Here is a 22687-nt window from a genome sequence, read left to right as displayed (position 1 = left end):
TCCCCTTTCATGGTCGTCCTTACGGACAGGCCAAACTCACTACTCAAACCAAAGTTTCGGCGCAAGCGCACAAACCCGCGGACTGTTGCACAAACGTCACATGTTAATCGACACCGATCAACCCGTGTTGGCGCAACATTTGCACGACCGCAGAGATCGCCCTCCTCGCCTCTGCGTCAACCGTCGTGCCACCCGTCGGTTCCGCCACATTCGGCTGCCGCGGCCCAACTACTTGGCGCCCTTCGATAAAAAGTCTTCCATAGGTACGCCCTTGGTACCATTCTCCGCCGCTGTAGAGCGCCAGCGCCTGATCCGCCGCGACCCATGCGCGCATGCCATCGCGCGGCGTCAAAAATCGCCAGCCGCCTTCGGTCCAACCTGTTAGCTTGCGTGCCTGCCCGGCCCAGGCACCTTGCGGTGCAGCACCGATAATCCAGCATTGGCCGATGGTTGGCGCCGTGGGCGGCACATTCACCAACGCCGCGACCACGGCCGCCTGCGCCGCGATGTCGAGCAGCGCCAGGGCTTCGTTGTGGAACATCTCCTTCTGCGCCTGCCCGGGTTCGAGCAGCGGCAGCGCCAGGCGCGGCGTCGGCGAAACGGTCATTGGTCGTCTCCAAGGCTGGGAAGCGAAAGCTGGGCGGCGGGCGACAGGCCGTGCGTGCCGATCTGGCGGACCGCCAGCGTGAGCGGCAGCGCGCGGTCGGCGGCGGAAAGCGTCAGCCCGGGGGTATCCAGCGTCAGCAGGCTCCGCTCGGCGCCGCGCACGATCTCCACCTGATACCGTTCGCTCTCTTCGCCGAGCGGCACGTCGACGCCGTCGCGCCAAGCCCAGCCGACGCGGCTGCGCCGGGCCCAGCCGATCTGCGTGACGTCCCCCTCCCGCAGCGCGCGGAGCTGCACCGGTGAGGGCGGCAGCAGCGAAATGCCGGTCGCGGGGGCGGTGACGGCCGGCGCATCGACCGGGTCATCAGAGCCCTGCGCGAGCAACTGGACGGTGCCGCCGATCGCGACGCGGAGATCGAGCGGCTTCAGCGTGTCGCGCGTTACCAGCACGAAGCGGTCGCCCGCACGCTGGGTGCCGATCGCCGCCTCGGTCCCGCGTCGCCCGCGCCAGAGTTGGGACAGGCGCCAGCGGGTCCCGCCAAGGCTTTCCGCCTGGCCGAACTGGAGCAGTTCGTCGCCCAGCATCGCGAGGTTGGCGCCGGCGTCGAGCGCTGCCGGGTCCGCATTGCCCAGCGCCATGTCGGCACGGGCGAGGTCCACCTCGGCATAGCCCGCGCCGTCTATCAGCGCCGCGCGCGCCGCGCCCGGCGGTACAAGCACCGTGCCGAGGATCGCCGGATAGGCGGTGTCCCCCGCCGGCGCCCAGCTCGCGCCGCCATCGCTGCTCGCGAGCAGCGCCGCGCGGCGCCAGCCGCTGCCGGTGCCTGTCGCCGCGACCACCAGGTTCGGAGTCGTTGCCGCCACCTCGTCGAGCGGCGGCAGTTCGAAGGGCTGCAGGATCGTGCGGCCGCGTTGCGCGTCGGGTGCTGCGACTGCCCGGCCCGGGCTCGCCGCGCCCGCCAGCGGCGCCTCGGCGATCGGCACGCATTCGAGCTTCACCACCATGTTCTCGAGCGACCAGCGATCCACCCGCCACTGGCCGGGTGCCCCGTCGATGGTGATGCGCGCGCCCGGGGCGAGCGTCAGCGCCTCCCAGCCGACCGTCAGCGTGCGCCGCTCCCGCGCCAGATCGGTCCGCGCCAGCGCACCTGCCGCCATCGCCTTGGCCGATCCGGCGTCGAGCACGGCGGGCAGGTCGATCCGCGTCTCCCGCGTGCCGGTGCCCTGGCGCGAGGCCTGTTGCACGCCGGCCTGATAGTCGCGCGCCGGATCATAATAGCCGATGCTCAGCCGCCGTGGCGCGGCATCGGCGGCGGCGATCGCGCGGATCCCACGGCCGGTGGGCTCGGCGTCGGCGCCCACCCCGCTATCGGCCATCGCCCGCGCCGCGCCGGTGCCGGTCTGCAGAGTCAGCGCGTTGCCGTCACTCTGCACCCAGGCACCCGTCGCCGCGCATAGCGCATCCAGCGTGGTCCGCAGCGAGTCCTGCGCAGAGAAGCCGGCGAGCGGCGTGGCAAGGCCCTCCGCCGCCACGCCGAGCGCCTGGGCGACGCTGGCGGCCGCCACCGGTTCGGCATCGGCGATCACCTCGAAGCTCAGCTGGGGGATGCGGTTGCCGAAGGTGGCGAGTTCCAGGTCCTCGAACACCGCATAGGCGATGCCGCGATGCGCAGGCACCGTGCCCGCACCCTCGATCGAGGCGATCAGCGGGTCGACCGGCTGGTCCTCGGCACCGGTATAGAAGCGGTAGCCGGTGCGCACCTTGAAGTCCCCGGCCGCGCCGCGCAGCAGCTGGCCATCGGCCCAGATCCGCCCCACGTCGAGGATCGGCCGCGTCGACAGCGCCACGGCGAAGGATGCGGTGTAGCTATAAGAAGTGGTCGACGGCCGACCCTTGCCGCCGCCCTCGGTAGCGCGATGCTCGATCAGGTCGGTCGCCCAGATCACGCTGCCCGCCACTCGGATCGTCCCGAACAGCTGCGGGACCGCGGTGCCGTAGCTCGACGTCTGTACGCGCAGATCGGCGAGCCGCGGACCCTCGCGCGGGCCTTGCTTGAACAGCAGCTGGCGATCGATCGCACCGCCGATCAGGCCCCCCAGGCTCGCCCCGAAGGGCCCGCCGATCAGCCCGCCCGCCACCGTCAGCACCACCGTCGCCATCAGCCTTCCTCCTCCAGACGCCAGCAGCTCAGCACCGGCCAGGGCACGGGGCCGGGCCGTTCGACCACCCGGCGCGCGATCGCGTCGGCATGGATGATTCCGTCCTCGCAGCGGATCGCGAGGTGCAACTGGCCGGGCGCGCTGCGGCAAAGCAGCAGGTCGCCCGGGCGCGGATCCGCGACCTCGACCAACCCCGCCGCACGCAGCTGCGCCGCGGTGCCTGCCGCATCGCCGGTCCGCAGCCGATACGTCGCCGGCGCGTCGCGTCCGAGCGCGACCACCGCCAGCCCGACGCAGTCGAGCCCGGTTGCAACATCGCGGCCGTGCAGTCGAAAGGGCGCGCCCAGCGCCGTCCGCGCTGCCGCGACCACCGCCGCGCCGCTCATGCGCTCGGATACCGGGTGAGCAGGTCGGTGCCCGGCAGGAAGGGCTCGCCGCGGAAATTGGCGGCGTTGGCGAAGCGGCCCGAGCAGGTCTCGAACCGGCCGTCGCAACCCTCGATCAGCTCGACCAGCGCCCCCACCCCGCCGAAGCGCGGCGGGCGGCGAAGGGTGATGCGGTTGCCCTCGGAGGCGGCGATCGCGTCCTCCAGCCCGCCATTGGCCCCGCCGAACCAGCGCAGCCGGCCATTGCCATAGGCGTTGGCGCTGGGTTCGGCGGCATCCAGCGTCACCACCGCATCGGCCACCGCCGTCACCCGGGCGAAGCGCCGCCGCCCGGCCATCGCCACCCGGCACCGGGCGTCGCCCAGCTCGGCGCGGCAATCGGGCGAGGTGGCCTCGGCGACCGGCGCGTCGAAGGCGGCGGTGAGCCCGCGCAGCTCGGCGGTGATCGCGCCGTCGCGCGTCTCGATCGCGCCGATCGTGCCCTCGCCCAGCGCCACCGTCTCGCCCGGCGCGGTCCAGTCGGTGGCGAACAGCGCGACGCGGGCGAAATTCCAGCGGCCCGCGAGCAGGTCCGTCTCCGAAATGGCGTCGCCGGAGAGCATGCCGTGCACGTCCATGCTGTCCGCCTCCAGCGTCGCGCTGCGCTCGACCGCGCTGGGGGTCATCCCCGGCGCCGCGCGGTAGAGCACGCCGTCGATCAGCAGGTCGCGATCATGCGCGGTGAGGCCGATCGTCACCCCGTCGCGCCGCTCGATCCGCCAGCACAGGGTGACGGTGGTGAGCGTGCCGTCGAGCCAGCTCATTCGCGGATCTCCACCAGCGGGACCGAGGCGGCAGCACCGGCGAGGAAGGTCGCGCGGCTGACGCGCAGCTGGTCCTCGGCGAAGCGCACCGGCACGTCGAACAGGAAGGAAGCGGTGAGCTTCACCCCCGCGGCAGGCGCGACGTCGAGCGTCACCACCCCGCCCGCGCCCAGGGTGAAGGCCGAGGTCGCCGCGCCGTTGAGCTTGAGCGCCACCGTGCCCGCGACCGGCCGGGTGATCCGGCGGACCGTGTCGCCATAGGTCTTGATGAGCTGGAACCGCGCGGTCTGGCCGTCGCCGGTGCCGACCGGCTGGTCCTTCGCATCATAATCGAACGGATCGCGCAGCCGGAACCCGCGCGCCGGGCCCATCCGCGCCCGGTAGAACGCCAGCAACGCCGCGATGTCGCCCTCGGAGCGAACCCCGGGCCCGACATCGTAGCGCGTGCGCGCCTGTGCCCAGGCGGCGTTGCGCCGCTCGGCGCCGCCCGCGCTGGTGACGATCGCGGTGGAGAGTTCGGGCACAACCTCCGCCTCGCGACCGAGCGCGATCGGGAAGGACACGTCGTCGAAGGGCGTCACATCCGCCTCCTGGTCGAAATGAGTGAAACCGTCGCGCGCCACCTGCGGCAGCGCCCAGACGAAGGTCGCGGCGACCCCGCGGGTTCGGCCCCGCTCGGCGGCATCCGCAATCGCGCGCCACTGGAGCCGGTCCTCGGCGCGCAGCACGAAGCCGGCGAGATAATGCTGCCGCGCCGCCGGATAGCCGAGCCGCGCCTGCGCCGCCGCGACCGCGCGCTCGGACGCCGCCGCATTGCCCGCCGCCGCCCAGTCATAATCCTCGAGCTGGAGCACATCGAAGGCGGGCGAGGCCCAGCCGACCGGCATGTTGGCGCGCTTCGCCTCCGGCATCGCCGGATCGAGCACGGTCGGCAGATAGGTGAGCAGCAAGACCTGCGCGCCCGGCGCCGCGGCCTTCACCGCATCGCGCAGCGCCATTGTCGAGGCGGCGAGCAGCGCTCCGGCCGCATCGAGCACCGCCGTGTTCACCGCACCCTTCAGATTCTGCGGCGCCGGATTGCCCAGCGCCGCCTGCGCCGCCGCATCGTGAATGCACAGCCGGCCATCGGCCATCACCCACCACCAGGGCTCGCCGATCTGGAACTTCACCACCAGCCCCGCGCCTTGCGCAATGCCGACGAACGCCAGCGCCACCGCGCGCAGATAGGCCATCGCCCCGCCATGCGCGGGCGAGAGCAGCGTCGAGGGCGGGCTCCACCCGGTCAGCGCCGGGCTGCCATCGGCGGCGCGCTGCTTCCAGTCGCCCCAGCAATGCTGGTCGAGCAGCTCGTAGCTCAGCGACCAGATCACGCCGTAGCCGAGCGCCTTGGCCCGCGCCGCAAAATCGGCATGCCAAGCCGCGCAGGCCCGGTTGAGCGGCCCCCCGGCCAAGCTCGCATAGAAGCCGCCCGAGGCAGGCTCGAGCCGGAAGTAATGGCTCATGCCGACATAATGGAGAATGTCGCCGCGATAGCCGAGCTGCAGGATCGATCGCAGCAGCCGCGCCGGCGTCTGGTTATAGCCGTCGTCATAGCCGGTCGCGATCGACAGGCCGTGTTCGGGCACCACCACGTCGCCGATCGTCAGCACCGATCCCGGCCCGTCGCAGGCGATGCCGGTCAGCTCGACCCAGCCCTCGGCAGCCGCCGCCAGCGGCGTCGTGTCCCCCGCAACATAGCCCGGCGGCACCAGCGAGACGAACATCCGGTCGATATCGCCGGCCCAGACCGGATCCGCCTCGCCCGGCAGCAGGAAGCCGCCCGCGACGTGCGTGAAGTCGATCGTCACCTCGGCATCGCCCGGCGTGCCGCTGGCATAGTTCCACAGCCGCACATACCAGGATCGCGGCGCGCCCTGTTCATCGCGCCCCTCGATCGTCAGCACCGGGCCGTTGACCGCATCGAGCGCGATCACCCCCGACGAGCGCCAGCGGAACCGCAGCCGGCAGCCGCGGAAATCGCGCGCGGTCGCATAGGCGAGCAGCGGATGGTCCCAGCGGTCTTCCGCCTCCCAGATCAGCCCGGCGAGATCGCCGCGCCGCTGGAAGACGAGGTCGACGCGCAGCGCATCCGGCGCCGTCGTGACCACGCTCGCCATCATCGGCCGGGGAAAGTTGACCGTCCAATAGACGGGATCGAACCGGCTGATCACGCCCGTCGCCTGGTCGCGCCGCCGCGCGGCGAGCCACCAGCCCATCAGTCGAGCCCCGCCAGCGCCGAGCGCACCGCCCGCGCCACCTGCCGGCTCGATTGCGCCAGCGCCCTGGGCGCGGCATCGGCGGCGGCATTGACGATGATCGACACCCGCACGTCGCGCCCGCCGCCCTGCCCGCTGCTGGGCGCCACTTGGCCGGCGCTGGTCGGCACGAACAGCTCGGGCCCGCGCTCGCCGACCCAATAGGGCCGACCGGGGCTTACCGGCCCGCCGGTCGCGCGGCCAGGCAGCCCCAGCAGCCCCCCGAGCAGCGACAGCACGCCGCCCGCGCTCTCGCCGCCGCGGCTCGACGGCAAGCTGACGCCCATCGCCGACTTGGCGATCTCCTCCAGCGCGCGGATCGCGATCTTGGCGAGATCGTCGAAGCCGAGCTTGCCGGTCTGCACCGCGCGCAGCAGCGTCGTCTCGATCGTCTTGCCCGCCCGGTCGACGCCGGTGGCCAGCGGGCCTTCGAGGGTGCCGCGCATCGCATCGACATCGCGCGCGAAGCCGGCGGTATCGGCCCGCACCGACACCACAAGCCGTTCGATTTCCTCATCCATCGGGAAATTGCTCCTGCAATCTTGCGATCAGGTCCGCGCTCGGCGGCTCCCCCGCCTCGGGGGCCGCCGCCGTCAGCAGCGTGGCGAGTTCGGCAGGTGTCGCCCGCCAGAACCGATCGGGGCTCCAGCCGAAGGCAAGGCCCGCCAGCCCCGCCAGCCGCCCGGCGGCCTCGGCGAAGGTCGTCATCGTCCTGCGAGGATCTGGCCGATCAGCGTCTTGAGCGCGGGCGTCGCCGCCACCAGCCCGGCCTCGGCCACGCCCTCGGAAAACACCTCGCGCGTTAGCCCCTCGGGGGCCGCCTTGAGGCAATGCCAGAACAGGGCGACCATCTCGCCCAGCGCCAGCCGCCCGGCGGCGGCGCGCTCTACCAGCGCGAACAGCGGTCCCAGCTCGGCCTCGGCGGCGACCAGCGCCTCGAAGCTCGGCCGCAGCACGAGCGGCACGCCGCCCACCCGCAGGGTCGCCTCGCCGCGCACCGGATTGGCCGCGCCGGTCATGCGCTCACCACCGGGCCGGAGCTTTCCAGGCTCAGCGTGTAGCTGCGCTCGCCATTGAAATCGCCGGCATAGTCGAGCCGGGTGACGAGGAACTTGCCGGTCATCGTCTCGCCGCTCTCGAAGCTCAGCCGATAATCGTCCAGCGCGCCCGACAGCGCATTGGCCTTCACCCGCACCTCCGCGGTCGATCCGGTGAACACGCCCGCCGCGGACACGCTCACCGATCGCACCCCGGCGCCGGACAGCAGCTCGCGCCAGCCGCCCGAATCCTTGCTGGTGATCGCCACCGCCTCGCCATTCACCGAAAGCTGCGTCGTCCGCAGCCCCGCCACGGTGGCGTAGACCACCGGCGTCGCGCCATTGCCCACCTTGAGCAGGAAGGCGCTGCCTTTTTCCGCTGCCATATTGCTTCTCCTGTTGGTTGTTTTTTGGTGGGGGTGGCCCCCTCCACCACGCCGCTCGCGCGGCGCGGTCCCCCTCCCCCGCTTCGCGGGAGAGGAAACCCTTGTGCGGAGAGCGTTTCCTCTCCCGGTTGGGCCGGCGCGCTATGACCGCCCCAGAAAAGAGCGTTTCCTCTCCCGCGAAGCGGGGGAGGGGGACCGCCGCCGAAGGCGGTGGTGGAGGGGGCCCTCACGCGCCCCGCAGCATCCGCACGCGGTGCTCGACCACCGCCGTCACCCCGCTGCCCTCGTCCACCACCCGCGTGCGGAGCAGCACCCGGCTGACGATCCGCCAGCCGCCGCCCAGCGCCGAGGGCATCGCCGCGAGCGCCGCCTCGACGTCCGCCGCCAGCGCCCGCACCCGCTGCCGCGAGGCCCCGGCGTCGCGCACCAGCACAGAGGTGCGTACCTCGCGGCCGTCCTGGTCCTTGGTGCTCCAGTCGGTGAGCATCGGCTCGTCGAGCAGCAGATAGGGTCGCACCGCCCGCTGCGGCGGCGCGTCGAACACGCCGTTGACCGGGGTGGACAAGGCGCCCGTGGCGGTGAGCGCCGTGCGCATCGCCGCGGTGATCGCTTCCTGCGGGCTCATCGCAACAACCCTCCCAGCCAGCGCAGCGCCGGATCGGCGAGCCAGCGCCGCAACAGTCCCCGCCCCGACAGCGTCACCGCGCTGCCCTCGACCGCCACCGATACGCCCGGCACCGCTTCGCGAACGCGCTCGGCCAATCGCCCGGCCGCATCGGTGGCCGCAGCGCGACCCGCGCTTTCGGCCCGCGCCTTCATCTGCTCCAGCATTGCCGCCGTGCCCCCGCCATCAGCTGCAGCCGCCGCCACGGCCGCCAGAATGCCACCACCGCCGCGGGCGGCACCGAGGCGTCGCCGCGCGCTTCGAGCAGATGCGCCGCGAGCAGCACCACGCCCTGGGCGAGCGGCGGCGGCAGGTTCTCCCAGCCCGGCACGGTGCCCGCCACGAAGGTCACCCGCACCCGCGTCGGCGCGGTCGTCGAAGCCAGACGCACCCAGCCCTCGCCGCGCGCGTCCAGATCGATGGTGTAGGCCGCCACCGGCAGCGCGGTCGCCGTGCCGGCAGCATCGACCGTCTCGACCGCGCCGATCGCGGTCACCGGCGCCACCGGCAGCCGCTGCCAATCGGGCGCGCGGCTGAGCCAGGCCTGCCATTGCCGCGCGATCCAGGCGGTGCCGGTAAAGGCCTCGCCCAACGCCAGCGCGGTCTGGACCGCGGCGGTGACGGCGGCATCGTCGGTGCCGTTCGCCATGCGCAGATAGTCCTTCACCGCCGCGCACGCGCTCGCGATCGCCGCCGCCGGAAAGGGCGGTGCGTCCATGGTTCTTCTCCCTCTGTTGATTGCCGCCGCGCGTTGCTGCGGCGCGTGCTCAGGCGGAGGCTTCCGCCTCGGCCTCCAGCGTCCGGTTCTCGCCCGGATCATACGGGGACGTGCCGTCCCACTCGATCCGGTTGACCACCGCGCCCGCCTCGATCACCCGATAGACTGCCATCGTCCCGCTCCTCAGCTGAAGGTCCAGGTGACGCGGACCTCGCCGCGCCCGCCAGCGCCGCCCGCGCCGGGGGAGAAGCCGGTGTCGCAGGCGCCGCCCCCGCCGCCGCCGCCGCCGGGGGCACCGCCGGCACCGCCAGCGCTGCCGTTGCCGGTCAGGTTGCCGGAAAAGCCGCCCCCGCCGCCCGCGCCGCCGGAATGCAGGGCCGGATCGGCAGCGGCGCCCGCCCCGCCGGCAGGCACCGTCGCCGTTCCTGCCGTTCCGCCCGAGAGCGGCGCGGCGGCATGGCTCGATCCCGCGCCGCCGGCCGCAGCGCCGCGCGCGACGTTGCTCGCATCGATGCTCGCCCCTGCGGCCCCGCCGCCGGTCGCGCCACTGCCGCCCAGCCCGGCGGTGGCGCTCGAGGCGCTTGCCCCGCCGCCGCCGAGCGTGCCGAACGTGCCGACGGGCAGCGCAGCACCGCCCGATGCATTCGCTGCCTGGCCGGCACCGCCGCCATTGCCGCCATCGGCACGGATCAGCGCGCCCAGCAGGCTCGCGCCGCCACCGCCACCGGCGACGCCGTTGGAGGCGGCGGTGCCCGGCGAGGGACCGCCGCTGCCGCCGGCGCCTACCGTCACCGATTCGGTCGCGCCATGCGCCGCGGCGGCGAAGCGCAGCTGCTGCACCATGCCGCCGCCCCCGCCCCCGCCGCCGGTGCGGATCGAGGCGCTGGCGCCGCACCGGCCGGAGCCGCCGCCGCCCCCGCCGCCGATCGCCATCACCTCCAGCGTGGTTGCCAGCGGCGGCCGGGTGCTGGTGGCGGAGCTGGCATAGACGATCCGCAGCGGCGCGATCCGCCAGTCGAACGCCTCCCACGCGCCCTTCCACCAGACGAACCACACCGCATCGCCCTGCGCCGACAGCCAGGCAAGATCGCTTGCCGAGGCATTGCGCACCGTCACCCGGTTGCTGCTCGCATCGCCCTTGTGGACGCGGAGGAAATCGCCGTCGCGCACAGCGCTCGCCGGCAGGGTGATGGCGAAGCCGCCGCCGCTCGCATCGGCGCGGATCGAGCTGCCGCAATCGTCGCTCGACGCCGTATAGGCGGCGGTCTTCTCGATCTTGGGCAGCCGTGCGGCGCCGTCATAGAGTTCGTCGAAATTGGCGTTCGCCTTGATCCAGGCGGCACGCTCGGTATCGCCGGTCCCGTCGTTTGCGGCGGACCCGACATTGATGCTCTGCTTGGCCATGCTCAGCTCCTGTCGGTGCTGCGCAGCGTGGAATCCACGGTGCTGGTGGTGCGGTCGACCCGCGTCGAGAGCCCGGCCCCCGCCGGCGGGGGCACGCGTCTGCGCGCCACCGCCGGGATGGACAGCGAAAGCCCGTCCATCAGTAGAGCGCCAGCATATCGGCGGCGCTGGTGCCGGTCGCCCGCACATAGCGTGCGCGGAACGGCAGGATCGTGCCGTTCGCGACGTTCTTCCACACCGTGTCGACGCTGCCGTTCACCCCGCGCATCGTCACCGTGCCGCCGGTGCCGACATAGAGCGCCTTGGGGATGTCGGTCAGCGCCACGGTGTCGCTCGGCACCACCGCAATCGCCGAGGTCGCCGGGGCCGCGACATGATCGGCCCGGTTCGCGAAACTGTCTGCCATGTTGCGTTCCTCCCGGCTCAGTTCGCGGCGAACTTGAGGAGCTTGATCGCCTCCGAATTGCTCACCATGCCGCCCAGCCGCTTGGTCGCGTAGAAATGGACGAAGGGCTTGTTCGAATAGGGATCGCGCAGCAGCTGGGTGTCGCCGCGCTCGGCGATCAGATAGCCGGCGTGGAAATTGCCGAACGCGACCGAGAAGGCGTTGGCGGCGATGTCCGGCATGTCCTCGGCCTCGACCACCGGATAGCCGAGCAAGGTCGCCGGCTGGCCCGCGGCGATGCCGGGCTGCCACAGCATCTGGCCGTCGCTGGTCTTGAACTTGCGGATCCGCGCCAGCGTCGCCGAGTTCATCACCCAGCTCGCCCCCTGGCGATAGGGCGCCCGCAGCGCCTGGACGAGGTCGATCAGCTTTTCCTCCGGGTTCGCCGCAAAGGCGCCCGCCGCACCGGTGGCGAGATATTGCAGCGTACCGAAGGCGCGCGTCGCATCGGCCGCGGTCGAGGTCGGCACCGCGAGGAAGCCCTTGGGCTGGTTGGTGCCGCTACCGTTGACGAACGCCGTACCCTCCGACTGCGCGAACTCCCGGGCGATCTCGCCTGCCAGCCAGCTTTCCACGTCGAACATCGCATCATCGAGCATCGCCTGGCTCGCCGCCGGATTGGCGTAGAGCTCGCCGAAGGGTGGTGCGACTTCGTTGAAGACCGGCGTCGCGGTGATCGGACGCGCCGCGGTCTCGGACGCCCAGCCGCTGTCGAAGCCGCCGCTCGCGACCAGCTTGCGATAGCCGCTGCTGCCCACCTTCACCACATTGGCGATGCTGCGGATCGGCGAGATCGCCTGCAGCGTCACGTCGATCTGCGCATCGATCTCGCGCGGTACCGCATAGCCGCCCTCCGCGCCGCTATTGCCCGACAGCGCCTTGGTCTCCACACCGCCGCGCAGATAGCCGTCGAACGCCGCGCTCGCTGCCGGCCGGCCCCCGGCCAGCATCGGCCGCACCGGCGGCAGCGTCACCTGTTCGAAGCTCGATTCCATCGCATCCATGGTCTTCTCCCGCTCAAGAAAGATTGAAAAAACTCAGCCGACCGCGTGCACCCGCGCGAGCGGCTGCATCGGTTCGGCCACCAGGCTCACCTCGATCAGCTTGAGCGCCGTCAGCTCGCGCACCCGCCCGCGCCGGGCGGCGGCCACGCGGTAGCCGAAGGACAGCCCCGCGACGGCGCCCTCGGCGACCAGCGCCGCCAGCCGCGGATCCTCGACCCGACCGATCACCCGCAGCCCGCGCGCATCCTCGCCGACCGCCTCGATCGTGCCGACCGGCGCACCGCGATGCTGCCAGAGCAGAGGCACCGGCCCGACGGCGCCGAACGCCCCCGGTCGCACCACGTCGCCGCCGCGATCCTCGCGATCGAACACCGCGGCATAGCCGGCGAAGCGCACGCTCATTTGAGCCAGCCCGGAAAGCCCAGCCGCATCGCCAGCAGCACCAGCACCAGCGCCGCGACCGTGCGGCCCAGCCATTGCATCACCGCCTTGATCATCGACTTCTTGGCATCGCGCCACGCGCTCAGCAGCTCGCGCAGCTCGGCCATGTCCTTGGCCGCGCCCGTATCCTCCAGCCCCAGCCGGGCCAGCGCGCGGGTCGCGCCCGCCGTCCCGGCTTCTTCGGCAATGGCGCGGAGCGTGGTCAGTTCGGCGCCTTCGTCCTCGGCCTGCGCGATCAGCTGGCCCAGCATCGTCCCATCGGTCATGGCAACCCCACCATCTTGCGTTTCTCTTCGCTCGTCAGGAAATCGGCGCCCGCAACCTGCCGCCAGAGCAGCTCGCGCTCCTCGGCCAGCGCCGTCACCCGATCGAGATCGACTGCGAGCGCGGCGCCCGGAAACCAGGCGCCCAGCCCCTGGACCAGCCCGCCGAGCAGATGCTCGGCCATCGGCAGGATCGCGAGCCGCCACAGCGCGCGATTGGCCTCGCGGTAATTGGCGTAGGCGGCGTCGCCGGGCAGCCCGAGCAGCATCGGCGGCACCCCGAAGGCCAGCGCGATCTCGCGCGCCGCCGCCGCCTTGAGGCCGACGAAATCCATGTCGGCGGGGGTCAGGCTCATCGCCTGCCATTTGAGGCCGCCTTCGAGCAGCATCGGCCGCCCGGCATTGGCGGCGCCGGCGAACCCGGCCTCCATTTCGTCCTTCAGGCGCGCGAACTGGTCGGGCGCCAGCGCCGAACCGTCGCCCGGATCATAGACCAGCGCCCCGCTCGGCCGCGCGGCATTGTCGAGCAGCGCCTTGTTCCACCGCGTCGCCGCATTGTGGATCGCGATCGCGCCCGCCGCCGCATCCAGGCAGCCCAGGCCATAATGGTCGTCGGCCGGATGGAAGGCGCGCAGATGCAGGATCTGCGGCCGCCCGCCATCGTCCGCCGCCAACCGGGTGACATGCTCGCCGACCCGGTAGCGATAGGCGACCGGCCAGCCGGCAGCATCGGGCTCCACCGTCACCCGCTCGGGGCGCAGCGCATAGAGCGTGTGCAGCGTGCCGGCCTCGTCGGTGAGCAGCTGGACATAGGCATTGCCGTGGAGCAGCAGCTGCGCCGCCAGCGTCTCGAGCAGCCGCTGCCCGCCCGAAGGTGCTGCGACCAGCGCGAGCAGCGCCGGATCGCTGCCGGTCAGCGGTGCGCCGCCGACGCCCTCCGCCACCATCCGCACCGCGCGCTGCGCCACCGGGTTCTGGCAATAGCCCTCACGCAGCTGCACCTCGTAGCTGCGCGGCCAGTCGCCGACGCTGCTCCAGCCGCCGCGCGCCAGCGCCGGCCGCTGCCCGTCGCGCGCGGCCTTCCGCCCGAACCACTTCATCGCGCCAGCTCCGCGACGCTGAGCTTGTCGTCCTGATCCAGGTCGCGCGCCCAATAGGCGGCGGTGAGGCTGGCGCGCATCCCGTCCCAGAAGCCGCCGGTCAGCTTCTCAGGGGGAAATACCTTGGCGACCAGCGCCTGCACCTCGGCGGCATCGAGCATGCCGTCGCCGTCGCGATCGTTCACCGCCACGGTCACGCCCGCGCCCACGGCAAGTCCGGTCTGCGCATTGAGCGCGCACGCGCCCGTCAGCAGGGCGAGCAGCCCTGCAGCCATGCAGTTTCGCATTGCGTTTCTCCTGTCGCCTGAAAAGCCCCTCCCCTTCAGGGGAGGGGTTGGGGTGGGGCTGTGTCTCGCAGAGACCAACCGACGTTCTGGAATCCCTCCACCCCCAACCCCTCCTCCAAGGAGGAGGGGCTTAGAAATGCCATGCCCAAGATCCTCCCTCTGGCGGGGGGAGGATCAAGCGGCCACACCACCCGCAGCACCGCCTTTCCGCGCCGGACTCGCTTGTGGAGAGCCCCCTTCACCCTTCGCTGACGCGCATGGCCCCCTTCCCCGCTCCGGGGAGGATCGGAAAGCTGTGTGCCCTTAGCCCCTCCCCTTCAGGGGAGGGGTTGGGGTGGGGCTGTGCCTCGCAGAGACCAACAACCGTTCTGGAATCCCTCCACCCCAACCCCTCCTCCCAGGAGGAGGGGCTTAGTGACGCGTTCTCACACCGTCCGCACCTTCGCTTGCCCGCGGCGGCCCAGCATCAGCTCGGTCACCGCCCAGACCAGCGCATCCGCCCGGTCCGGCGAACGGCCCGGCCCTTCATACCCACCGCTCGCCTGCAGCCCGGCCAGTTCCGCCTCCAGCGCCGCGAACACGCCCGCATGCCACACCAGCCCGCGCTCGTAGAGCAGCGCCACCGGCTCGGCGCGGGCGGACTTGCCGCGGCTGGCATGGACCAGTCGCAGCGGCAGCGCGCTGTCCGCCGCCTGCAGCACGCTGGCCACCATCGCGCCGCCCTGGTTCTTCTCCGCCACCACGCATTCGGCCTCGAACCGCGCGGCGCAGTCCGCCACCGCCGCCGCCCAGCCCTCGGGACTGAGCCCCGCGACGCTCGCATCGGCAAGCACATAGCCCTGCTTGTCCGCTCCCAGGCCGACCGCGACGATCCCGCAGGCATCGCCCTCGGTCCCCGCCGGTGGATCGACGCCGACCACCACGCGCACCAGCGGGACCTCGACCGCACGCCGCTGCCGCTCGATCAGCGCGCCCGGCCATAGCGCGCCCGCGACATCGTCGATCATCTCGCCGTCAAGCTCCTGCCGCCCCAGCCGCGTGCCGGCATATTCGGCGAACATCGCCTCGACGAAGCTGCGCGGCAGATGGATATTGTCCCGCGTCCGCCCCCGGGTCTCGTGCAGGTCGGGCGGCGGGATCGCCATCACCCGGCGCATCAGCTTCACCGGGCGCGGCGTCGTGGTCACCACCACCCGCGGCTTCTCGCCGCGGCGCATCCCCATCATCAGATTGTCCCAGGTCGCGTCGGCCCTGCTCGCCGACCATTTGGCCAGCTCGTCCGCCCAGGCGAAATCATGCTCCGGCCCGCGCAGTTTCTCCGGCGCCTCGGCCGAATAGACGAGCGCGCGGGCGCCCGATCCGAACACCAGCTCGCCCGCACTCGAACGCCAGTCGAGCATCTCGCCCTCCAGCCCCAGTGCAAGCAACCCGGAGGGCCCCTCCACCATCACCCGCCGCGCATCCTCGATCGTCGCGCCGACCAGCGCGATCCGCGCACCGGGCACGTCGCGCGCCATCTGGCTCACCCATTCGGCGCCCGCCCGCGTCTTGCCGAAGCCGCGCCCGGCGCGGATCAACCACACGCGCCAGTCGGTGTCGGGCCAGAACTGGCCTTTGAGCGCCCAGCGTTCCCACCATTCGTTGAACGCGCGGATCTCGCTGTCCGACATGCGCTCCAGCATCCGGTCGCGCTCCTTGCGCGGCAGCAGCGCGAGCCGCTCGAGCGGATCGCTCATTTGCCCTGCTCTGCCTTGAGCCGCTTCTCCAGCGCATCCAGCCGCTTGGCGAGTGCCGCCTGCACTTCCTCGCGGCTGATGCGGTGGATCTCGCCGCCCGGCCGTTTGCGCCGCCCCTCCACGGTCGGGCGGTGGGCGCGCAACAGGCTGAGCGCGAGGTCGGGATCCAGCGGCTCCTCCGGCGCGTCGCCGCCGCCGAATTCGACATCGTTTATACCCGCACCGGCACGGCGCAGCAGCCGTTCCTCCAGCCGGTCATAGCCCATCAGCAGCGCCTGGCGCCAAAGCTCGGCGAACTCCGGATCGCGCCGGCGGAGATGGTAGACGCTCGATCGCGACATGCCCGCCTCCGCGCAGGCGATATGGACGTTGCAGGTTACCGCCAGCGTATCGAGGAAGGTCTGCCGCTTCTTGCTCGTCCAGCCGGACGCCTTCACGTTTTGCATCTGCCGCCGCCGCTGGTTGCCTGCCGAAATCGTCAGTCCCACCCGCTCTCTCCCGAACATGCAAACGGGCCGCAGCACCAAGGTGCCCGGCCCGTTCAGCGGAGCCGCCCCCGGCGACTCGCAATTCTTCAGCGTTCCTGTTTTGTGCCACAAGAGCGTGACGATGTCAAGTTATTTTAGCCCATTTGGTTATCTGGACAGCTTCGCGCCAGCGTCGTCCTGGCGGAACCTCATCTACCTGCAATAAGCTGCTGATATTCAAACGTTAACCACATTGCCTCCTAGTCATGTTCCGCTACGGTCGCGTTCTCGAACGTCAAAACAGGTGGGAACCATGATACGAACTGCGCTGATTGCTGCCGCGCTGCTGCTCGGCACGAGTGCCGAAGCGACGCCGTACAAGATCACGATGAACGCGTATTACGACACGCTCTACACGCCGGGGACGCCGAAAAGCGGCACCATGTCCTTCCAGGCAATCATCAACGACCCGCAGGTCGTCACCACCACCTCTACCGGAGACTGGGGCCTCGATATCGTCTCCTCCGAGACGCGCTTCGCCGCGATGTTCGACACGAAGGTCGACGGGGTCACCGCTGCGAAGTCCTTCATGGACCTGACCTTGGGCTGGTCCACGATCCCCAATCTCGACTTCGGATATCCCAGCTACGAGAAGGTCCTTCAGGTCAGCTTCAACACCTTGTCGCTGCCATCGACGGTGCAGATGGCCAAGCCCACGATCACGGATCTCTGCAACACCGGATATCAACCCTATGGCGCTTGCACGCTCGGGCCGATCACGGCGACGACGCGGCCGGACGTCGCGGGGGCGCTGTTCCTCGACACCTACGCGCCGTTGGACGGCAGCAAGAAGAACATCCTCGATTTCTCGCTCGGCAACGACGGCAGCTATCTTGGCTATAACGAAGCCGAGGTGAGCTGGCAGGCAACGCCGCCAGCAGGCTATACCGGCGATGATCCCTGGCCCGACCACAAGATTGTGTACCAGTTCACCCTGGGCAGCTTCACCATCTCCCCGGTGCCCGAGCCGGCGAGCTGGGCGATCCTGATCACCGGCTTCGGCATGGTCGGCGCGGCGATTCGCCGCAAGACGCGGGTTGTCGCCCGCGCCTGAAAGGTGGGGCTGGGCGCTTCTGGGCGCTCAGCCCGCCAGCCCGGCGACCATCGCCTCCCAGGCCGCGCGCTCCTCGCCGCGATCGCGCAGCATCTCCACCGCGCCCAGCGTGCCGGCGGCGAAATCCACTTCCACCGCCCGCTCCGCCTCGAACGTGGCGTTGCCGCTGAGCATCACCCGCGTGTCCGCCTCGGCCTGGCCGCGGACCATGCCGCCGCGGTTGAATACCTCGATCGGGGCGCCGAAGGGCACCCGGCCGGTGAGCGCGGCGCTCAGCACCGAGGCGGCCATGGCGCTGCCGCAGCTGTCGGTCAGCCCCACGCCGCGCTCGAAGGTGCGGACGAACAGGCGGGTGGGCCCGCGCAGCTCGACGAACGACACGTTGGCGCGTGCCGGGAGCAGCGCCGGGCGGCTTTCGCACCATTCCCCAAGTGCCACCAGCTCGGCCTCGTCGACCTGGTCGACAAAGGTCACCAGATGCGGGTTGGGCATCGCCACGGCGGTGAAGGCGCGCGGGTCCGGCAGGCCGTCAATGGGGGCATCGAGCACCTGCTCGGGCGCGCCGACCAGCCCGACATCGGCGGCGCGGGTCGAGTTGGGACCGACCAGCGTGCGGATCGTCGCAACGCCGGGGGCGATCTCCGGATCGCGCGCGACGCTGGCCGAGCTGGTCTTGAGCTTCACCTGCGCGGCGTCCAGCCCCAGCAGATCGAAGCCCAGCCGCGCGGTGCAGCGCAGGCCGTTGAGGCAGGTCTCGGCCTCGGAGCCGTCCGAATTCCACATCCGCATGCCGAAGGCGTGGGTATCGTCGCCCGGCACCAGCGCGAGCAGGCCGTCACCGCCCACCGGCCCGGCGCGATCGGCGAGCAGGCGGGCGAGCGTCGCCCAGTCGGGCTCGGACAGCGTCAACGCACGCGCGTCGATCAGCGGGAAGTCGTTGCCCGAGCCGTGGCACTTGGTGAAGGGGATGCGCATGCCGCCCATTTAGGCGGCGACAGTCGCCTTGGCTACTGCGCCGCCCATCGCCTCCACCTGCGCCTTGTCGCGGGCGAGGATCGCGGCGAAGCTCGGCCGAGCGTGGATCGCATCGACATAGGCGGCGGTGCGGGGGTAGCGGGCGGCATCGACGCACACGCCGATGCAGCCGAGCGTGGCGAGCGGGCTGGTGATGGCGATGTCCGCCAGGGTCAGCCGGTCCTCCACCAGGAAGCCGCTGTCGGGGATGGCCTTCTCCAGATAGGCGAAGATCGGCGGCAGCTGCTCGTTCTCGGCCTGGTCCGCCGCCGTATGGTCGCACGGCAGCTGCATTACCCGCGGCTTCACGAACCGATTCCCGAAAATAGCCCCACCCGCCGCCATCATGATGGTGTCGGCCAGTTCGTCGAACCAGATGGTGCAGGCGCGGGCCTCGGGCGCCAGCGGGATCAGATTGGGCTCGGGATATTTGGCTTCGAGATAGGTGACGATCGCGGACGAATCGGCGATGGTGAAGTCGCCGTCGCGAAAGCCGGGGATCTTGCCGAACGGGCTGATCGCGCGAAATTCGGGATCGGGGCTGCCGGGCCCCGCGAATTTCAGCTGCAGTTCCAAGCCCTTCTCCGCCCCGAACACCATGCATTTGCGCACGTACGGGGACAATGTCGAACCATAGACGATCATCGGCGTTCCTCTCCTTGATGGCGTGCAGCATAGCCGATTTTGCGCCGTGTTGCGCGCCCCGTGCGCGACATCGCCGCCCGAACGTGCGAAGTCCGGCGCGATGACCGCCTATGCCTTCCTGCTGCTCGTCGTTGCCGCCGCGACCGCCTTCGCCGTGTTGAAGCGGCGGATCGACCGGCTAGAGCGCGACCTGCAGACGCTGGAGGTGCGGCTCGCGCGGCTCGACGGCCGCGAGCAGGCACCGCCCCCGGCCACACGGCCGGCGGCAAGCGTGCGAACCGCCGAGCCCCAGGGCTCGCGCATACCCGCGGACGAGACCGAAGACGGAACCGCCATCCCGCCGGTGCACACACCCGCGCCGGTCAAGGCACCGCCGCCGCAGGCACCCCGCCCGGCCTTCACCCTGCCCCGCCTCAGCTTCGAGACATTGGTCGGCGGCCGCCTGCCGATCTGGATCGGCGGCGTCGCGCTGGTGCTCGCCGGCTTCTTCCTGGTGCGCTATTCGATCGAGCAGGGCCTGCTCGGCCCCGCTGCGCGCACTTTCATCGCCGCGCTGTTCGGCCTCGCGCTGGTCGCGGCGAGCGAAGCCGTGCGCCGCCTGCCCGCCACCCGCGACGATGCCCGGCTGGGCCAGGTGTTCGCCGGGGCGGGCATCGCCAGCCTCTACGGCACGCTCTACATGGCCGCCGCGCTCTACCATCTGATCGCGCCGCTCACCGCCTTCGGTGCCGTGGTGCTCGTGACGCTGGGCGCAATGGGGCTGTCGCTGCGCCACGGCCCGCCGACCGCGATCATGGCGCTGGCGGGCGGCTTCCTTGCGCCCCTGGTCGCCGGGTTCAACGCCGCGGGAATCGCGCCGCTGCTCGTCTATCTCGGGCTGTTCGTCGCCGCCTTGTTCGGGCTGGCGGTGCATCGCCGCTGGGGTTGGCTGGCGCTGGCGGCGAGCGTCGCGGGACTGGGCTGGACCCAGTTCCTGATCGCCGTGCTCGACGGGCACGGCAATCTCTCCGCAATCGGGCTCTACACCATGCTGCTCGCCGGCGGCGCGAGTGCCGCGCTGCCCGCCGCGGGGCTGCGCAACCGCTGGCTGCGACTGGCGCCGCTGCTGGTGGGGCTGCTGCAGCTGGTGGCGATCGCGCCGGGGCTAGATTTCGGGCCACTCGCCTGGAGCTTCTACCTCGTCCTCGCCGCGGCGACGCTGGTGCTTGCCTGGCGCGACCCGGTCTATCTGCCTGGCGCCCTCGCCGCGATGGCATTGCTGCTCGCGCTGGAGAGCCTGGGCCTCACCGCCGTGCATCACGGCAGCACGCCGGCGGGCGCGCTGGTCGCGGCGCTGCTCTTCACGGGCGCGGGGCAGGCGCTGGCCGCACGCGGGCGGCAATGGATCGCGCTCGCGCTGCTGGGCGCCGCGGGACCGGTGCTGGTGGCGCATATACTGGCCCCAACGCTGCTGCCCCCACTCGGCTGGGGCCTGCTCGAACTCGCCGCCGCGCTCGCCTGCGCGCGGCTCGCCTGGATGCTGCGCAGCGAAGCCGACGACCCCGCACTCATCGCCGCGACGCTGGCGAGCGCGGTGCTGCTGACCGTCGCGCTGGCCCAGCCGCTGCCACAGGGCTGGCTGTCGCTGCCGCTCGCGTTGGTGCTGGGTGGGCTCGCCGTCTGGGCGCGGCAGGTGCGCGCGCCGAGCCTGTTCGCGCTGCCGATCCTGTGGCTGCTCGCCGCACTCGTCGCCGCGGCGCTGCCCCTGCTCGACAACGCGTCGGCGATCTTCGCCTCGCTGACCGGCGACCGCCTGCCGTACAACGAACTGCCCGCCTTTGCCGATCTGCTGCGCGTCCTTGCGCTGCCGATCGCGGCGGCGCTGGCCTTCCTTTTCACCGATCCGCGCGCCTTCGGCCGCGCCCGCCGCGCCGCCGCGATCCTCGCAGGCACGAGCGCCGTGCTGCTGCTCTACACGCTCGCCAAGCAGCCGCTGGCGATCGCGACGCCCGAGCGCTTCCTCGCCTGGGGCTTTGTCGAGCGTGCGCTGTTCACCCAAGCTGCGCTCGCCGCCGGATGGGCGCTGCTCCGCGCCGGGCGACTGCCGGGGCTGGCCAAGGCGTTGCTGCTGCTCGGCCTCGTCCGGCTGGTCTGGTTCGATCTGCTCCTACTCAACCCCGCCTTCGTCGCGCAGCAAGCGGGCCCGCTGCTCGCCGCGCATCTCGCCCTCGCCGCCTTCTGGTGCTGGACGCTGCCGCGGCTGCGCGTGCCCGCCGCGCTGCTCAGCATCGCCGCCGCACTGGCCGCGATCCGATGGGCGGCGCACGGCACGCTGCTCACCGGACCGATCGGCAGCCTGGAAAATGGCGGCTATTCCGCCGCGCTGCTCCTCCTCGCGCTTGCCTGGCTGTGGCGCGGCATCGCGGCGGGGCGGCACGATTTGCGGCTTGCCGGGCTGGGGCTGCTGACCCTCACCACCTGCAAGGTGTTCCTGGTCGACGCCGCCGCGCTGGACGGGCTGCTGCGCATCCTTTCCTTCCTCGGGCTCGGCGTGGCGCTGATCGCGATCGGCTGGGCCTATAGCCGCTTCCTCGCCCGCCCTGCCGCGACACCGGAGGCGCCGCCGGTTACCTGAGCCGGTAATGGTCCGCGACGCGGTCGAGCGCGAGGCACAGCACCAGCTTGCCCGCGCGGCTCGGCCAGCCCAGCCCCTTTTCGGCGGCACTCAGCCCCTCGCCCGCGCAGACCACGCGCCACAGGATGTCGGAGAGGCCGCCGCCCACCACCGCGATCGCCGCATCGAAGCGACGCTTGGCCGCGATCTGCGCCAGCGTGGGGTCGAGCGGCTCGGGTGCCGATCGCCGCCCGCCCTCGCGCGGTGCCGGATCCCAGCGCATCGTCACGCTCGGCCCCAGCGACGCCGTCTCGTAATCGCCGCGCAGCCGCTCGCCCGCCTCATATTGCCGCGCATCGACATGGCCGCGCGCGCGCAGCCAGTCGAGCGGCGACTCGCCCAGATTCACCGTCACGCTGCGGCCCTTGCCCGTCGACCGCTCCACCAGTTCGCGCATCCTGCGATCTCCTTTTGTTCCAATTCGATCCTCTTGCCATCGCGGCGCATCTGTAGGAAAGAGGAAAACCGATTTGGTTAGGAGCAGGCCATGATCACTGCGATACGCGAAGTCCGCCGGGCCAAGGGGCTGACGCTCGACGACGTCGCCCGCCGCTGCAAGCCGCCGACAACCGCGCAGACGATCGGCCGACTCGAAACCGGTACCCGCACGGTCTCGGTTGCCTGGCTCAACCGGATCGCCGCCGCACTGGAGGTGGATGCCGCCGATCTGGTCCAGCTTCCCGATCGCCCCGACGTGCCTGTGGCCGCGATCCTGGAGGCCGACGGTGCCCATGCCCCGCGCCGCCCCGCCACGCTGGTCCCGCCCCGCCCCGAGGCCGGCACCATCGCCGTCGCCGTGGAGGCGAGCATCGGCGACTATCGCAGCGGCGACGCGATCTGGTGCGAGCGCCTCGCCCCCGCCGAATTCGGCCGCGCGCTCAACCGCGACGTGCTGGTGCCGCGCCCCGCCGGCCGCTTCCTGTTCGGCCGGCTGATCGGCCGCGACGGCACCCGGCTGCAGCTGCTGCCCCCCGGCGCGGGCGGTCGCCAGCAGGTGGTGACCGACCCCGCCTGGATCGCCGTCGCGGTGCGGCTGGTGCGCACGCTATAGGCATTGTTA

Annotated in this window: 28 protein-coding genes; 3 read left to right on the top strand and 25 right to left on the bottom strand. The window is 71.5% G+C overall.

Annotated features, from left to right (window positions below):
- Nucleotides 1-103: 103 nt before the first annotated feature.
- The 22 genes from BM009_RS16675 to BM009_RS16575 form a co-directional block, all read right to left on the bottom strand.
- Nucleotides 104-607 carry a DUF2793 domain-containing protein gene (locus BM009_RS16675; protein ID WP_093297933.1) on the bottom strand — a complete coding sequence of 168 codons (504 nt, stop codon included), beginning with the start codon at nt 605-607 and terminating at the stop codon, nt 104-106.
- Nucleotides 604-2766, bottom strand: a complete 2163-nt coding sequence (locus BM009_RS16670) for a phage tail protein (RefSeq protein ID WP_093297931.1) — start codon at nt 2764-2766, stop codon at nt 604-606. Before BM009_RS16670 ends, BM009_RS16675 begins: the two co-directional genes overlap by 4 nt.
- Nucleotides 2766-3152 carry an NlpC/P60 family protein gene (locus BM009_RS16665; RefSeq protein WP_093297930.1) on the bottom strand — a complete coding sequence of 129 codons (387 nt, stop codon included), beginning with the start codon at nt 3150-3152 and terminating at the stop codon, nt 2766-2768. Before BM009_RS16665 ends, BM009_RS16670 begins: the two co-directional genes overlap by 1 nt.
- Complete coding sequence (locus BM009_RS16660) at nt 3149-3955, bottom strand: DUF2163 domain-containing protein (RefSeq protein WP_093297929.1); 807 nt, start codon at nt 3953-3955, stop codon at nt 3149-3151. Before BM009_RS16660 ends, BM009_RS16665 begins: the two co-directional genes overlap by 4 nt.
- Nucleotides 3952-6210, bottom strand: a complete 2259-nt coding sequence (locus tag BM009_RS16655) for a DUF2460 domain-containing protein (RefSeq protein ID WP_093297927.1) — start codon at nt 6208-6210, stop codon at nt 3952-3954. Before BM009_RS16655 ends, BM009_RS16660 begins: the two co-directional genes overlap by 4 nt.
- The gene (locus BM009_RS16650; RefSeq protein WP_093297926.1) at nt 6210-6770 is read right to left on the bottom strand and encodes a tail tape measure protein; all 561 of its coding nucleotides are present in this window, start codon (nt 6768-6770) and stop codon (nt 6210-6212) included. Before BM009_RS16650 ends, BM009_RS16655 begins: the two co-directional genes overlap by 1 nt.
- On the bottom strand, nt 6763-6957 hold the full coding sequence (locus BM009_RS16645) for a phage tail assembly chaperone (RefSeq protein ID WP_093297924.1): 195 nt from the start codon (nt 6955-6957) through the stop codon (nt 6763-6765). The genes BM009_RS16650 and BM009_RS16645 overlap by 8 nt, the downstream gene beginning before the upstream one ends.
- A complete protein-coding gene (locus BM009_RS16640) occupies nt 6954-7268 on the bottom strand; it encodes a gene transfer agent family protein (protein ID WP_093297923.1) in 315 nt (104 codons plus the stop codon). The genes BM009_RS16645 and BM009_RS16640 overlap by 4 nt, the downstream gene beginning before the upstream one ends.
- On the bottom strand, nt 7265-7672 hold the full coding sequence (locus tag BM009_RS16635; protein WP_093297921.1) for a phage tail tube protein: 408 nt from the start codon (nt 7670-7672) through the stop codon (nt 7265-7267). The genes BM009_RS16640 and BM009_RS16635 overlap by 4 nt, the downstream gene beginning before the upstream one ends.
- Nucleotides 7673-7898: 226 nt before the next feature.
- Nucleotides 7899-8297 (bottom strand): tail completion protein gp17, encoded by a 399-nt coding sequence (locus tag BM009_RS16630; RefSeq protein WP_093297920.1) that lies wholly within the window; start codon nt 8295-8297, stop codon nt 7899-7901.
- On the bottom strand, nt 8294-8503 hold the full coding sequence (locus tag BM009_RS16625; RefSeq protein WP_093297919.1) for a hypothetical protein: 210 nt from the start codon (nt 8501-8503) through the stop codon (nt 8294-8296). Before BM009_RS16625 ends, BM009_RS16630 begins: the two co-directional genes overlap by 4 nt.
- Nucleotides 8488-9054 carry a head-tail connector protein gene (locus BM009_RS16620; protein WP_093297917.1) on the bottom strand — a complete coding sequence of 189 codons (567 nt, stop codon included), beginning with the start codon at nt 9052-9054 and terminating at the stop codon, nt 8488-8490. The genes BM009_RS16625 and BM009_RS16620 overlap by 16 nt, the downstream gene beginning before the upstream one ends.
- A 49-nt stretch (nt 9055-9103) precedes the next feature.
- Nucleotides 9104-9226: a hypothetical protein gene (locus BM009_RS23180; protein WP_302847370.1), complete on the bottom strand. Its 123-nt coding sequence runs from the start codon at nt 9224-9226 to the stop codon at nt 9104-9106.
- 11 nt (nt 9227-9237) lie between these two features.
- Entirely contained in the window at nt 9238-10458 is a 1221-nt protein-coding gene (locus BM009_RS16615; protein WP_093297916.1) for a glycine-rich domain-containing protein, read from the bottom strand.
- 139 nt (nt 10459-10597) lie between these two features.
- On the bottom strand, nt 10598-10864 hold the full coding sequence (locus tag BM009_RS16610; RefSeq protein WP_093297914.1) for a spike base protein, RCAP_Rcc01079 family: 267 nt from the start codon (nt 10862-10864) through the stop codon (nt 10598-10600).
- Between the two features lie 17 nt (nt 10865-10881).
- Entirely contained in the window at nt 10882-11907 is a 1026-nt protein-coding gene (locus tag BM009_RS16605) for a phage major capsid protein (RefSeq protein WP_093297913.1), read from the bottom strand.
- Between the two features lie 33 nt (nt 11908-11940).
- Nucleotides 11941-12309: an HK97 family phage prohead protease gene (locus BM009_RS16600; protein ID WP_093297911.1), complete on the bottom strand. Its 369-nt coding sequence runs from the start codon at nt 12307-12309 to the stop codon at nt 11941-11943.
- A complete protein-coding gene (locus tag BM009_RS16595) occupies nt 12306-12614 on the bottom strand; it encodes a DUF6127 family protein (RefSeq protein WP_093297910.1) in 309 nt (102 codons plus the stop codon). The genes BM009_RS16600 and BM009_RS16595 overlap by 4 nt, the downstream gene beginning before the upstream one ends.
- Nucleotides 12611-13711, bottom strand: coding sequence for a phage portal protein (locus tag BM009_RS16590; RefSeq protein ID WP_093297908.1), 1101 nt, complete (start codon nt 13709-13711; stop codon nt 12611-12613). The genes BM009_RS16595 and BM009_RS16590 overlap by 4 nt, the downstream gene beginning before the upstream one ends.
- Nucleotides 13708-13986 carry a hypothetical protein gene (locus BM009_RS16585; protein WP_093297907.1) on the bottom strand — a complete coding sequence of 93 codons (279 nt, stop codon included), beginning with the start codon at nt 13984-13986 and terminating at the stop codon, nt 13708-13710. The genes BM009_RS16590 and BM009_RS16585 overlap by 4 nt, the downstream gene beginning before the upstream one ends.
- A gap of 437 nt (nt 13987-14423) precedes the next feature.
- Nucleotides 14424-15734, bottom strand: coding sequence for a DNA-packaging protein (locus tag BM009_RS16580; RefSeq protein ID WP_093297905.1), 1311 nt, complete (start codon nt 15732-15734; stop codon nt 14424-14426).
- Complete coding sequence (locus BM009_RS16575) at nt 15731-16222, bottom strand: hypothetical protein (RefSeq protein WP_139216663.1); 492 nt, start codon at nt 16220-16222, stop codon at nt 15731-15733. The genes BM009_RS16580 and BM009_RS16575 overlap by 4 nt, the downstream gene beginning before the upstream one ends.
- A gap of 292 nt (nt 16223-16514) precedes the next feature.
- On the opposite strand from BM009_RS16575, the gene BM009_RS23025 reads away from it, so the two are divergent.
- A complete protein-coding gene (locus tag BM009_RS23025; RefSeq protein ID WP_093297903.1) occupies nt 16515-17315 on the top strand; it encodes a PEPxxWA-CTERM sorting domain-containing protein in 801 nt (266 codons plus the stop codon).
- A gap of 27 nt (nt 17316-17342) precedes the next feature.
- Here the strand turns inward: BM009_RS23025 and dapF are convergent, their stop codons facing one another.
- Nucleotides 17343-18290 (bottom strand): diaminopimelate epimerase, encoded by a 948-nt coding sequence (gene dapF / locus BM009_RS16565; RefSeq protein WP_175488088.1) that lies wholly within the window; start codon nt 18288-18290, stop codon nt 17343-17345.
- Nucleotides 18291-18299: 9 nt separating this feature from the next.
- Nucleotides 18300-18974, bottom strand: a complete 675-nt coding sequence (locus BM009_RS16560) for a glutathione S-transferase family protein (protein ID WP_093297900.1) — start codon at nt 18972-18974, stop codon at nt 18300-18302.
- Between the two features lie 100 nt (nt 18975-19074).
- Here BM009_RS16560 and BM009_RS16555 point away from each other — a divergent pair, with 100 nt between their 5' ends.
- Nucleotides 19075-21588, top strand: a complete 2514-nt coding sequence (locus BM009_RS16555; protein WP_093297899.1) for a DUF2339 domain-containing protein — start codon at nt 19075-19077, stop codon at nt 21586-21588.
- Here BM009_RS16555 and BM009_RS16550 read toward each other — a convergent pair.
- Nucleotides 21581-22024: a DUF6456 domain-containing protein gene (locus BM009_RS16550; protein ID WP_093297897.1), complete on the bottom strand. Its 444-nt coding sequence runs from the start codon at nt 22022-22024 to the stop codon at nt 21581-21583. The two genes, BM009_RS16555 and BM009_RS16550, sit on opposite strands and share 8 nt — an antisense overlap.
- A 90-nt stretch (nt 22025-22114) precedes the next feature.
- On the opposite strand from BM009_RS16550, the gene BM009_RS16545 reads away from it, so the two are divergent.
- Nucleotides 22115-22678, top strand: a complete 564-nt coding sequence (locus tag BM009_RS16545; RefSeq protein WP_093297896.1) for a helix-turn-helix domain-containing protein — start codon at nt 22115-22117, stop codon at nt 22676-22678.
- Nucleotides 22679-22687: the final 9 nt, after the last annotated feature.

This window comes from Sphingomonas sp. NFR04 (genome assembly GCF_900114095.1).
In the GTDB taxonomy this organism is placed as follows: Bacteria; Pseudomonadota; Alphaproteobacteria; order Sphingomonadales; family Sphingomonadaceae; genus Sphingomonas.
Note: the sequence above shows the minus strand (reverse complement) of the source record. Positions and strands in the feature narration are given on the sequence as shown.